This is a genomic window from Flavobacterium sp. NKUCC04_CG, assembly GCF_019345525.1.
Taxonomy (GTDB): Bacteria; Bacteroidota; Bacteroidia; order Flavobacteriales; family Flavobacteriaceae; genus Flavobacterium.
Genome location: NZ_JAHKRA010000007.1, coordinates 61,393 through 74,122 on the forward strand (window position 1 = coordinate 61,393; position 12,730 = coordinate 74,122).

Below are 12,730 nucleotides of genomic sequence, written 5' to 3' on the forward strand. Positions count from 1 at the left end.
ATATAATTAAGGATTTGTTAATTTCTAGTAGGGATATTTTTTTTAAGCAGGTGTAAATCTTCTACGCCAAATACTTCGGTAGATATTTCTCCTAATGCTCCTGATTCTTGATTTATACCCGTGTAAATTTTGATAAAATCGATACCGGGCAATTGTACTTTCTTACCGTTTTTATCAACTGCCCACGAAATATCTATAGCGGATTCGTCATCTGAATTGGGAACGTTATCGGCATATCCGTATTCAAAACTGTTTTGAATCCAATAGCCGTCTTGATTGATTACATTATGTGGTAAAAGGGTGCCTTTAAAAGTGATTTCATTGGCGGTTTCCCATTCTGGATAGTAGCTTTGGTCGTGGAAAGTATTTTTGGTTTTAAAACCGGAATTACCTTGATTATCGGTCCATTTAATATACTCGATATCTGCGGCCCAAGGCGTCAACGGGTCGTTTTTAGGGACTTTGTTTGGATCGGGTTTGTAATACGTGATTTCGTAGTTCTTTATTGTTTTGGGATTGCTGTGTTCGCTACCGGCAATTTCATACCATTCATCTGCGTCCGGAATCCCGTTTTTGTTGTAGTCGTAGGCTACCATAATCACGCCGGGTTCGCTGCTGCCTCCCCGTTGTGCTGCATTGGCGTTTGCCCAAAAAGCATTGCCTAAAATTCGAAAATCTCTTAATCCTTCCGTATTGTTGATGGTATGGTCAAATCCCATAACGATATAACCTCCAAATCCACCAAGACTAATACCGCTTCCTTTAGGGCCAACTACTGCCGCTTGCGCTTTTTGGAGCATAATTTCTCGAGTATTTCCCGTTTCGTATCTCGGAAGCAGATTGATAAATTGCCCCACAGCTGGAGCATATTCGAGTACTTTGGTTACATAAGGACTATTTTCGGGTATGGGTTTTACTTCGGTATCGTCGCTAGAAGAACAACTGGAGAGGAGTGCGAGGCCTATACAGCTTAGAGCGAACGATTTGTAATTAAAAATTGATTTCATTTTTGATGTTTTTTATTTTTAAATTAAGTCGCTTTACGCGATTTTTTTGTGATTTGGAAGAAAAATCATTAGTTCTCTGGTTTTAAAGTTTACTTCTGATATACAAAAGCAAAATGCGCTGGAATGTTGCCAGCGGTGGTTTTCCATTTTAAAATTCCTTCGGGTGAATAACAATAAACAAAACCCGTTACTAAATAATCTTGTGCGTCGGTAATGTAAATTTCCTTGGTTTCTGGATTGACAGCAATACCATAGGGAATCAGTATGTTTTTATCGCTACCATCTTTGATGATACGATTGGAAATAACTTTTTTAGTTTTGGTGTCAAGGATGCCGTAATTAACGGTGTTTTTTCCAGAATTGTGTTTAAAAGAAGTGCCAAAGTAATAAAGGCTATCTCCTTGTAGGGTCATTTCTGTAACTGGTATGTCGAGTTTTTGTTTGACCTGGTCGGTTTGGGTATCGATGACGTATAAATTGGGTTCAATGTCGTAGTTGTCTCCTCTTGAGCTAACATAGATATCTCCTCTTTTGTCTAATTGTAGTCGATGTAGGTTGATGGCGACTTCAATTTTCTTGCTAAGTGTAAAGTCATTTAAATCCACTACTGCGACGGTGGTGTCGTAATTGGGAACGCGATAACCGCCAGAATTAGCTACATAGAGTTTGTTGTTGTGAACCACCATCTCTTCGGGCTGATAGCCTACGGATACTTGTCTGTTGATTCGTAATGAGGTCGTATCAATTTCGGCAACAAAACCCACTTCTGCATTGGGATTGATCTCCACGGGGCCGGCATAAGAGCTCACATAGGCTTTTCCATTGTGGAAAGTCATATAGCGGCAATTGGGAATATTAATCTTTCCGAGGTGCACTCCCGTAGCAACATCAAAGACTTCTATATAGTTAGAAACACTAATTAAGGCATAGGCTTTACTGCCATATATTTTAATGTCGTTCCCAACATCGCCCAATTCCTTAACCACATTGGGATTTCTTTCGGAATAAAGGTCGCGTGTATATACTCCTGTAGCATAATCAAAGTAGTCGATGGTTGCGCGATTCATGCCCATATTGCCTTCATTTAACAAATAAAATCCTTTGATTTTACCGCCAAGTCTGGGTGGTGCTACTTGATTGGAATCGGAGAGGTAGATGGTTTCGTCCTTTCTGCAGGAACTGAAGAACAGCGTCAACAACAGTAAGCTAATTAGAAACTGTTTTTGTGTGATTAACCGATGGCGGAGCTTGGGAAACAAAGTTGTTATTTGGTATAGTCTCATAGTTCAAAACTTAAAATAAAACGAAAATTTCTGCCCGGCATTGGGTAATTGGTGACCACATCGTATTGTTGGTCCATAATATTATTGGCTTCTGCGCTAATTTTAAAGTGATATTGGTACAGTTTTAAATCTTTTTGCAGTGCCATATCATGGGTGTACCACGGTTGAACCGCATTGCGTTCAATGTTGTTCATCGCTGCATCATATCTTTTTCCCACATATACAAAACTGTAGTTGAATCCCCAATTTTTATAATCTAATCCAACAATCGCTGAACCAGAATGCCATGGTGCATATGGAATTTGATCGCCATAAGCCGATAATTTGATACCGTTTATGGTCGTGTAATTTTTGGCTTCGGTGAATTCATAATTGATGTTGGTTGTCAGTTGTAATGATCCAAAAGTTAGTGTTGTTCCAAGTCCGGTTTCTATGCCGTAGCCTTCGGTTTGTCCTAAATTGGTCATCATCCATCGGAACATACTAGCTGTTGGTGCGGCAATGATTTTATCCTTGACCTTCATATAATAGGTTTCCAGTTTTAGAGAAACCGATTGAAGGTATTGGTTTTTTATCGGAATTTGATATTGAGCGCCCAGATTAACTTGATTGGTAAATTCGGGTTTTAGATTGGCATCACCGATTTGCGTATAATACAAATCGTTGAAAGTGGGCATTCTAAAAATGTTTTTGTAAAAGGTGTGTACAACAAAATCGCGATTTTCCCAGGGTTTATAACTTAAGAATAGCGCTGGAGAAAAGGCGTTTTGATCAGGAGCTTGAAAATTATTTTTTACTTTTTCTTTGGTGAAAGTTCCCAATATACTGGCTTGAGCCTTAAAGCTCCCCAGGTCTAATGAGGTGGCTATGGCACTGATAAAGGAAAGGCGTTCTGGATAGGTAAATAGCGTTCCAATTCCCTCACGAGTGGCGTTGAGTTTGTTGTATTGTAAATCGGTTGCCAAAGAGACTGCCCATTCTGGAGTAATTTGATAGAGATTAACTGCCGAAACATAAAAGTCTTGTTGGTAATAACTGTTGTCTACTTGTAGGTTTTTGGTAAGTTGATTTTCGAGGAATTCGATGCTGTCTCGTGCCAGGTAACGCGTATAATCATAGGCGAATTTACCTTTGATTTGAAATTTGTAGCGGTCGCTGACATACTGAGTTAGTTCTGCTTGAACCAAGACATTTTTATCCCAACTGCGCTCTCCGGATTGCCAATTGTTTTTGACAATAGCGCCTGGGAGACCACGATGGGAGTCGTAATAATATAATTGTCCTTTCCAGCTGGTATTGGCTGTTTTTCCATACAAGCCCGCTTCTATTCTAAATGCGTCAATATCTCCATTGCGGCGGGTTGCTGTAGTGTCGTAGGCAACGGTTTTGTCTAAATTTAAACGTTTGTATCTAAACGAATACTCCCCATTAGAATGCAAATATTCTGCACTTAAACTAGCTGAAATGTTATCGCTAATTTGTTGTTCTAAACGAAAAGAAGGATTGGTTAACTGGATGGAGGCAAATTTGTAACGCGCGGTTAAATTGGTTTTTTTACCTTCTTTAAACTGTGGTGTTTTGGAATTGATATAAACCGCAGTGGCGGAAGCAAATTCCTTAGCCGATTGAAAGATAGTACTGCGTTGTCCGTTATAAAGCTGTAACATATCAATGTCGTCCAACGAGAATTTGCCCAAATCGACTATGCCGTTTTGTGCATTTCCTACGGCGACTCCATTGTAGAAAACACCAACGTGATGAGTACCCATATTTCGAACATCGATGGTCTTTAGACCTCCGATACCACCATAATCTTTTATTTTTACTCCTGAAAAATACCGCATAGCATCAGCTACGGAATGGGCATTGAGTCGTTCGAGTTCTTTTCCAGTTAACTGTTGAACGGGAATGAGGTCTTTGTATGGCGAAATCTCAATGACAACGGTACTCAGTTCTTTGGAGGATTCTTTTTCTTCTTGCGCATATAATGAAGAGAAGGACAAAATCCCTAAAAACAACAGATAAAAAAATTTATTTGAGCGCATTCCTTCTTTTGTAATTGATCATTAATTGCTTGGGGGTTAGTGTAGTACACAGCAATTGCTTTTCTTGAACAAAAAGAAATTTATGGTGACTAAGCCTTATTCCCGAAAGCTTGAAACGTATTAAAATGTTGGCAGGTATTCTGACTCGTTTCTTTTTAAACGTCCTTCCCATCGGTAAAGACAGTGGACTTAAATGTTTAAAAAACAATGTGAAACTTACAGCAGCGGGTCTGTTCAGGATTTTCACCTGATTCCCTTTTTAATTAGGAACTGATATTCAGTTCTATAAACCAATATTTTTGCAAATATAGTCAAATATTAGATATGCTTCATAGTGTTTATTCTCTAATAAAATTTAGTGGGTACTAAATTTAAAGTTAGACTTTTTTTAAGTTTATGTACTGGTTGGTTTTAGGTGTATAGGGGTTTTCTCTTTATTTTAAGCTAAACCGTTTAAGCTGTTGTACATGATTTATAGATACATTTATTTTCTTAGAGGGTGTTGTTTTAAAAATAGTTGATAATTAAAAACAAATCCATCGGGTGCATAGGGAAATTTCGATACGATATTTGCGTGTTTCTTATACACTCGTTCGAGGTAATTATTTAGTTTTTGATACACAAGTAGTCCTTTAGATGTGAATACTGTACTAACATCTATACGGTGAAAGCCGGTTTTGTGGCGATAAGAGTTGTCTACCAATCGGCCTTTTATTTCATGATTTTCATTTTCTGTAAAGAGTTGGGGTTTTGCTAAAAAATAATCAAGTGTTTCTGCCACTTTCGACGTGGTATATAGGCCATGAAAAGCATCGAACACGTTTCTGTGTTCATTTGGGTTATGGGTAAGCTGTTTCATAGGGGTTTGTATATCGATGGCGAAATAATCTTGAGGACGTTGCAATATCGTATTAAAAATAGTGTGACCGGCTTGATGGGCTAGTTCGACCAGGAAGTAAACAACCGTATCGTTGCGGGTTCCACTGAGAAAAGAAATACCAAAAGACATTCGATCAGCAAAGCTTGTGTACTGGTCGCTTTTAAAATTATATACTCCCGTCAAAGTATTGAGAATCATTTCAAAATAATTGCAATTCGTATTCTTTAGAAGGTTATAAGCATGGTTAAAAGTTTTAAAATTGCAATCGGAAAGCGGCGTTGTTTCTCGATGTTTCTCCACACTAGAAATATCATAATGATCAAAGGCTATTGTAAAGTAGTCGTGTTCAAATGAATAAAAAGCGACCTGTTTGTCTTTGGTAGAAAGGTTGGGGGTGAAAGGGGTGTCTAAATAGTTGTTTTGGTTTTTTAATGCATAGGATTTGGTCGTACATTGGTATTCAAAATCCAGCTTTGTAGTAGGGAAATCCGTTTTAAAACATCCTATTTTGGGCAGGTAAACAGCTCCGTTTTTATCTGAATATACGGAGAAGTGAAAATCTCTATTTAGATGTTGTGGAGAAATATAGCCGAACATAATTTGCCACAAGCTCATATTTTGCTTATTGTGTGCGTAATATAGAAAGAGAAAAGGTTCTTGAAAAGCCCTTTCATTGCCCTTAGTATTTAGTAATACAAATAAATTTTCATCTTCATTCAAGATGGCCATTCTTACAGAGTTTAGAATTGTGTTAAGTCCTTTGATGTAGTCATCGATAAAGTTTGGTGCTCTCATAATTATTATATTTAAAGTCGTTGTCTCGTTTCGTCTGGGTTTAGTTTTTTCGTATCCGTTTTTTTGCCGTCGTTAAACTTATAGGATAGTGAGAAGTTGATGCCTCTGCTATCAAAAGTATTTACGCCATTAAAATAGATTTCGTCAAGATCTCTAGTGATGGTGGTTTTGTTTGCTATTTTAAAAATATCTCTTAGATATATAGACAGCTGCAGGTTTTTATCGAAGCTTTTGTTAAACGAAAAGTTTAGATTAGGACGTTCTTTTACTTTTTGTAGTCCTCTCAAACTCGGTTGCGTATAGATAAATAGAATACTCATTTTAAAAGTATCGTCAAATTTGATGTTTTCGGTTATTGAAATTCTACTGTAGAAATTCTCTAATTCAAAATCGTTTCCATCGATAAAACCACTTTTTCGCTGTTGGTTTATCCTAAAGGTATAGAAGCCATCTAGCCAAGAGGTATGTTTAAATACAAGGCTGGCTAAGGCTCCTATGGAATTTAAATCAGCGTTGGAATATTTTTGAACTATGGCATTATCCCGATTTAATGGAATGGCTTCCATAGTATTTTTATGGTCGTTGTAGAATACGGTTAGCGCATTTCTTTTGTAAGTGTATTTTAATTGTAAACTGGTCGCTTTTTCGGGTAGCAGGTAGGGATTTCCTTCCGAGGCGTCAAAAGGGCTAGTGAAATAATACAAAGGCGATATTCTTGAGAAAGGAGGTCTTTGAATTTTTTCTGTATAGCTAAGCTGCACGGACTGGGATTCGTTAAGTTTATAATTTAAATTGGCAGACGGTAATAGCTTATTTAATTTTTGATTGGCTTCTTCAATATTAAAGTTTCCGTTTAAAGTTGAAAATTCACCTCGTAAGCCCAGTTGATATTTTAGGTTTTTAAATTGGGAACTGTACAATCCGTAAACCGCAAAAATATTTTCGTTGGCATCATAATCAAAATTAGCGGGTGGCGTAAAGCGATTGATTTCCGAAAAATCGAGATAGAGTAGGCTGTTGATATGGTAGTATTTTACTCCAAAATCATATTGGTGATTGTTTAAAGTATAACTCGCATCTAGGCTGGGTACATAGGCGGTACTTTTTCTAAATTGGTCCGTAGTGATATTAACCTGAGGGGGCACAGAATTAAAACCTTTAAAATTGAAGTCGTTATAGGTGTTTGTGGCATCGTCTTGCCATAGTAGGTCAAATCTTGCACTCAACGACCATTTTTTTATTTTGAAATCATATTTTAATCCAGAGTTGAAATAACGGGTATGGTATTTCCAATCAACAACACTGTTAGAAATGGAGTCCGTATTTAAAGCGGTTTTAAAGATGTTTTCTTGTTCGAATTTGTAACTCGGAATATAGTTTGGTTGCCAAGTGGTTAAAAGGGACAGTACATTTCCATCTTCAAAGTTTAGAGACATCTCTGCGCCATATACTTGTGAGTTGGAATTGGAGGTTCTATAGCGGCTCGATTCTCTGGTAAAGGGAGGGGAGCTCCCGTAAAAATCATGAGTACTTTTAGTGTAATTGTTAACGGTTTTATTATAACTGTGTCCAATTGTAAAAGTAGAATTAAAGAGGTTTTTATTGTAATTAATAACACCGTTCACGTTATAATTTGAAGCTGTTCGCTGCTCGTATTGTCCCGAAATTTCACCATCAATACCTTGGGTAGTACTTTTCTTTAAAATAATATTGATAACGGCTTCAATATTGGAGTCATATTTAGCAGATGGATTGGTTATTAGTTCGATACGGTCAATGGAAGCGACCGGTATATTGGAAACGTTTAGAGCAGATTGCTTGCCATTTATAAAATAGCCTATTTTTGATTTTCCCAATATACTGATTTCTTCATCTTGTATAAAAACCTCTGGAATTTGCTCTAAGACATCCATCGTTGTAGCCATTGTTTTTAAGTAGGAATCTGCTATGTTTACGGCTATGCCCTCGGCAGTGTTTTTGATAATGGGTTTATCTATATTAATGGTAATGCCTGCTAATTCGGAGTATTCTTCTTCCTGCAGGTGAATAATTCCTAATTCGAGATCGTTATGACTATCTATGGAGGCTTTATAGGTATTATGACCGATTGCTTTGATTTGAATTTGCCAGATTCCCTCCGGAATTGATTTAAAAGAAAAACAGCCTACAGCGTTTGATTTTGTACTTAAAAGTTCATCCGACGTTTGGTGTTGTAAAATGATTAGGGCGTTTTCTATGGGAAGTAAATCGGTATTTTTTACACAACCGTTTACTTCTTGTGCTTCGGTATAGGCAAAGCTAAAAACGCAGAGTAATACTATTAGAGTATGTTTTTTTTTCATAAGTATATTATTTGTTATGGTTAAAGGTTCAGTTCAAGTTGGTTTTTTACTAAATTAAAATAAGTGCCTTTTCTCTGAATGAGTTCGGGATGTGTGCCCTGTTCAATGATTTCTCCTTTTTCGAAAACGACAACGTTATCGGCATTTTTTACAGTAGATAATCGGTGTGCTACTATAATTACAGTCTTTCCTTTAAAGAAGGAATTGAGGTTGTTCATAATTATTTTTTCATTATGCGCATCTAAGGCACTTGTTGCCTCGTCAAAAAGAATAATGTCTGGATTTTTGTAAATGCAACGCGCAATTAAAATTCTTTGGTTTTCACCACCGCTTAAGTTGATTCCCGAGAATTTTAAATTGGTTTGATAGCCCAAGGGAAGGTTGTTTATGGTGTCTTGAATGTTGGCCATTTTTGTAGCGTATTTTAATCGTTCTTTGTCGATGGTGTAATCCTGATCGGATTCTGAAATATTTCTCAATATGGTGTCCGGGAAGATAAAACCGTCTTGAAGTACTGCGCCACATTTTTTCCTCCATGATACTTCGCTGATGTTTTTTAGGTTGGTAGTGCCGTAAAAAATGTCGCCCTGTTGCTGTTCATAGAATTTCAATAATAAATTGATCAAGCTGGTTTTTCCGCTGCCGCTGGTTCCGACAATTGCCGTTATTTTTCCTGCAGGTATGAAAAGGTTGATGTTTTTCAATATATAGTTTTGACTAAGGTGGTTGTATTTAAAGGATACATCCTGAATGTGGATGTCGTTGATTTTTTGTAGGGCATTTTCGGAAAATGTATTTTCGGTTGTCTCTGTTTTTTCTTCAAACAATTCCCCCATTCTGTCTAGGCTAATTCGAGCTTCTTTATAATCTTGAAATAGGACTACAAAACTATTTATAGGGACGGTCAATTGTCCGAGAATAAATTGTAGTGCCAACATAGTTCCCAGAGTAGCTGTTCCTTGGATTACCGCTATAGCAGATAATGCGGTTATAAAGAGATAGGTTATTTGCATCACCATGTTCCCTCCGATGATTTGTATTTGTTCCGTTCTTAATTCTTTTTGTGAGGTGTCTAATGTTCGCGATTGGATGCTTTCCCATTCTCTTCGGCGTTTGACGTTGGAGTTGTTGAGTTTAATGTCTAAAATTCCATTGAGTATTTGCAGTATGCTGTTGCGGTTTATATGTGCTAAATCACGTCTTAAGTAACTTAGGCGAGCACGCTCTTTTACAAAAAACTGCACCCAAAGTACATAGAGTATAATACCTATGAGATACGTTATAAAAAATTTCCAATTGTAATAGAGCATAATTCCGCCAAAAACACTCACATTTATTAGAGCAAAAAAGGCGTTTAGGAAGGCGTTGGCAAGAAAATTTTCCAAGTATATTTGGTCGTCAATGCGCTGTATTAAATCACCTTGTGTTTTGGAGTTAAAAAAGGATACGGGTAAGCTCATCATCCTTTTTAACAAATCTGAAATAACCATTATCCTTACTTTTCGCGTAATAACTAGTAAATACCACCGTCTTACTACATCTAATAATACTTGTGAGAAGTAAAAGATAAATTGGCCTATGATGAGGACAATTACAAAAGTCACATTCTTTTGTGTTACCCCTTTGTCTACTAATTGCTGGGTAAAGTACGGCAGTAAAGAGGTGATAAATGTGGTTAGTAGTAGGCTGAGGAATACCTGTTTGAGTTGATTTTTGTATCTGTTTATATAGGGTCTTAGTAAGGAGAGGTTGTATTTTTTTTGCTTGTTGTTTTCCTTGATGTAGAATTCAGTTGTGGGTTCTACAACTAAAATATGCCCGTGATTTTTTTGATTGAGGTTTAAGGTCTTGTTGTAGAGCCATCCTTCTAAAAATTTATCCTTGGAGATTTTTATTCTTCCGAATGCCGGGTCGGCAAGGTATATTTTGGTTGGAGTTATTTTATACACCACTACATAATGCCGCTGTCGCCAATGAGCTATAAAAGGTAAAGGAATGTCGTTTTTAAGGGTTGTAAAGTCAATATTTAAGGGTAGTGTCCTTAATCCGATTTCTTCTGCTGCATTTGCTATGCCCAGTAAAGAGGCACCTTGCTTGGTGAGGTAGGATTTTTGTCTAAGTTGTTGAATAGATACCTCTTTACCATAATATTTGGCAATTATTTTTAGGCAAGTTGCCCCACAGTCCATAATATCTAATTGTTTATAAAATGGAAATTTTTTAGTGAATATACTCATGTTTCACAAGTGGATTTAGGGTTCAGTTTGATAATGTAACCTTTGTTTACAAAGTCTGTAAGCAAGAGTAAGGTGTTATTATAGGTTTCTTGGTCAAGGGCATACTCTTGTTCTAATTCATTGAAAATCTCAGATACCGTGCGTATGCCATTGATTTTTTGTAACACATTAACGGTATCCAATGTGCATTCAAATGTTTTTAGCCGTGGCGAACTCAGAACAACTTCTTTAATAGCTGGGGTATCATCATTATTGGGCAAGCTTGCGTTAATCTGAATTTGGATTTCTGTAGGTATCAGTAGTACATCGCTGTTTTTGAGGGTTTCCAAGGAGGATGTCTTGATTGCTTTAAAAAACCAGTTTTTGTAAATGGTTTTTTTTGCATTGATATTTAGTGTAATGTGTTCCATAAAAAGGGGGGTGTAGGATTCAATTTTATAGCCTTTAGATTTAAAGTATTCGTGTAGTTCTTGTAGGCTTAATTGGTGAATGGGGTCTGTAAAATGATAGTCTAAAGGTCCAAAGTGTATAAAGGAACCACCAGTGCTTAATACGCGGTCTATTTCGCTGAAATAATCCTGGATGGCTAGAGTGTCTGTGAAGTAGCAGGATATTATGCAGTCGACTGTATGGTTTGAAAGGGGGAGGTTTTTTACGTCGGCTACAAAATAATCAAATAAAGTTCCGGTTTTGTTTTGTAATAATTTGCGAACCAATTCTTCTTTAATAGCGATGTGCAACAAGGTGTTTGTCGGCGTTGAATAATTTTTCTTTAAATAATAAGTAAAGGAGTAAGGTTGTTTGCTTATTTTTTGTAATAAAGCGGGCATCTCGTAAGAAAGGTCAATAGCGATGAGGTGGTTAAAGCAATCTTTTAGTTCTAAAGCAATTCTTCCCAATCCTGCTCCTAAAACTAAGGCATTGCTATGTTTAGGTGTCAGTTTGCTTTTTAAAGCGTCAACGATAATCTTGATTTCATCCTCACACTCTTTTAAACCGCTCCAGTCACGGAGTAAGTATTCATAACTTAAGCTGTAACCTGTATGGGAATGGGAGCTTACGGCATTGATTACAGCGTCGATACGACCATGAGGGGTCAGTTGGTTTTTAAATTCATTAAACAGGGCTATTCGTCTGTCGATTTCTGCTGTAATTTCATCATTGTTTAATTTAGAAAACGTTTCTTTTTGGGTGTTTAAATCGTCAATACCTAGTTTGTATTGAATCAATTTCTTGCTTATATAAATCTCGAAATCTTCTAAGAGCACTGGTATGCCGTCAATCTTGTGACTGAGGTGTCCGCACTTTTTACACAAAGTATAGAGGGCGTTTATATCCGGTGAGGTCTGCTCACATTTGATGCATTTGTAAATCATAATAAATGTTGTTTTTCGAGTAAAATATAAACGGTTAATAGAAAAAACAGCACCAATACAATGCTTAGATAGCCTCCTCGTTTAAACATAAACCCTTGTTTTTTGTTTAAGACTTCCAATTCAAAATAGTCGTTGTCTGGTATTTGGTGTAAGGCAAATTCTTCGGTTGCTTTATTGTTTTTTTTCATTTTTATAGAGTGTTAAATAGTGCTGTATCAGCTATTTGTTTTTTTGTTCGTTGTCTTTTATTTGGACTAATATATTAAACATTTTACTTTTGATTATTTGTTTTAAGATTTTTTTATTCTTTTTTTACCATAATATTATAATATTTTTATAGTAACATTTGCATTATTCATTTTAATAAGTGTTTTTATTTATATATCTTGTCACAATTAACCATAAATATTTTTATTATGAAAAAACTATTTAAAAATGCTCAACTTGAGAAGATGAGTATTGAGGCTTTAAAAGCCAAATCAGAAAACACTCAGGATGAAAATCTATTGAGTAACATTGTTGGAGGCTTGGGATTTAGTCAAGCATTATGTCACGTAGCTGAGCTAGCGTAAGGAGAAGCATTTTGATTTTTTAAATCAAAACTGATTCAGAGAAGGGACTACCAAAAAGTAGTCCCTTCTTTTATGGGGTTAATCCTAGGGATAGAAGGAAGTGGATTAGGCTTTAAGGGAAGAAAGTTTTGGGTTTTAATTTGTGGCAGTTTTATTTATAAAGACAGTATATAATCCTGTTTTATTTTGATAA

The 12,730-nt window shown here is 36.4% G+C and carries 9 protein-coding genes and 1 riboswitch; of the genes, 1 reads left to right on the forward strand and 8 read right to left on the reverse strand.

Annotated elements, in window-relative coordinates; all coding sequences use genetic code 11:
* Nucleotides 1-17 precede the first annotated feature (17 nt).
* The 8 genes from KO524_RS07250 to KO524_RS07285 form a co-directional block, all read right to left on the reverse strand.
* The gene (locus KO524_RS07250) at nt 18-1,007 is read right to left on the reverse strand and encodes a PKD domain-containing protein (RefSeq protein WP_219292449.1); all 990 of its coding nucleotides are present in this window, start codon (nt 1,005-1,007) and stop codon (nt 18-20) included.
* A gap of 89 nt (nt 1,008-1,096) precedes the next feature.
* Nucleotides 1,097-2,290: a YncE family protein gene (locus KO524_RS07255; protein ID WP_255555188.1), complete on the reverse strand. Its 1,194-nt coding sequence runs from the start codon at nt 2,288-2,290 to the stop codon at nt 1,097-1,099.
* Nucleotides 2,287-4,335 (reverse strand): TonB-dependent receptor, encoded by a 2,049-nt coding sequence (locus tag KO524_RS07260; protein ID WP_219292451.1) that lies wholly within the window; start codon nt 4,333-4,335, stop codon nt 2,287-2,289. Before KO524_RS07260 ends, KO524_RS07255 begins: the two co-directional genes overlap by 4 nt.
* A 112-nt stretch (nt 4,336-4,447) precedes the next feature.
* Nucleotides 4,448-4,645, reverse strand: a riboswitch (cobalamin riboswitch).
* Between the two features lie 174 nt (nt 4,646-4,819).
* Nucleotides 4,820-6,010, reverse strand: a complete 1,191-nt coding sequence (locus KO524_RS07265) for a hypothetical protein (protein ID WP_219292453.1) — start codon at nt 6,008-6,010, stop codon at nt 4,820-4,822.
* A gap of 11 nt (nt 6,011-6,021) precedes the next feature.
* Nucleotides 6,022-8,352 carry a TonB-dependent receptor gene (locus KO524_RS07270; protein ID WP_219292455.1) on the reverse strand — a complete coding sequence of 777 codons (2,331 nt, stop codon included), beginning with the start codon at nt 8,350-8,352 and terminating at the stop codon, nt 6,022-6,024.
* A 20-nt stretch (nt 8,353-8,372) separates the two neighbouring features.
* The gene (locus KO524_RS07275) at nt 8,373-10,589 is read right to left on the reverse strand and encodes a peptidase domain-containing ABC transporter (protein ID WP_219292457.1); all 2,217 of its coding nucleotides are present in this window, start codon (nt 10,587-10,589) and stop codon (nt 8,373-8,375) included.
* Nucleotides 10,586-11,965, reverse strand: a complete 1,380-nt coding sequence (locus tag KO524_RS07280) for a methyltransferase domain-containing protein (protein WP_219292459.1) — start codon at nt 11,963-11,965, stop codon at nt 10,586-10,588. Before KO524_RS07280 ends, KO524_RS07275 begins: the two co-directional genes overlap by 4 nt.
* Nucleotides 11,962-12,153 carry a hypothetical protein gene (locus tag KO524_RS07285; protein WP_219292461.1) on the reverse strand — a complete coding sequence of 64 codons (192 nt, stop codon included), beginning with the start codon at nt 12,151-12,153 and terminating at the stop codon, nt 11,962-11,964. Before KO524_RS07285 ends, KO524_RS07280 begins: the two co-directional genes overlap by 4 nt.
* Before the next feature lie 228 nt (nt 12,154-12,381).
* Between KO524_RS07285 and KO524_RS07290 the strand changes: the two genes are divergently transcribed.
* Nucleotides 12,382-12,537 (forward strand): hypothetical protein, encoded by a 156-nt coding sequence (locus tag KO524_RS07290; RefSeq protein WP_219292463.1) that lies wholly within the window; start codon nt 12,382-12,384, stop codon nt 12,535-12,537.
* The last annotated feature ends 193 nt before the right edge of the window (nt 12,538-12,730 follow it).

Bases quoted from the DNA above. Each gene is read 5' to 3' on its own strand.
- KO524_RS07250 (WP_219292449.1), bottom strand. From the start codon at position 1,007: ATGAAATCAATTTTTAATTACAAATCGTTCGCTCTAAGCTGTATAGGC.
- KO524_RS07255 (WP_255555188.1), bottom strand. From the start codon at position 2,290: ATGAGACTATACCAAATAACAACTTTGTTTCCCAAGCTCCGCCATCGG.
- KO524_RS07260 (WP_219292451.1), bottom strand. From the start codon at position 4,335: ATGCGCTCAAATAAATTTTTTTATCTGTTGTTTTTAGGGATTTTGTCC.
- KO524_RS07265 (WP_219292453.1), bottom strand. From the start codon at position 6,010: ATGAGAGCACCAAACTTTATCGATGACTACATCAAAGGACTTAACACA.
- KO524_RS07270 (WP_219292455.1), bottom strand. From the start codon at position 8,352: ATGAAAAAAAAACATACTCTAATAGTATTACTCTGCGTTTTTAGCTTT.
- KO524_RS07275 (WP_219292457.1), bottom strand. From the start codon at position 10,589: ATGAGTATATTCACTAAAAAATTTCCATTTTATAAACAATTAGATATT.
- KO524_RS07280 (WP_219292459.1), bottom strand. From the start codon at position 11,965: ATGATTTACAAATGCATCAAATGTGAGCAGACCTCACCGGATATAAAC.
- KO524_RS07285 (WP_219292461.1), bottom strand. From the start codon at position 12,153: ATGAAAAAAAACAATAAAGCAACCGAAGAATTTGCCTTACACCAAATA.
- KO524_RS07290 (WP_219292463.1), top strand. From the start codon at position 12,382: ATGAAAAAACTATTTAAAAATGCTCAACTTGAGAAGATGAGTATTGAG.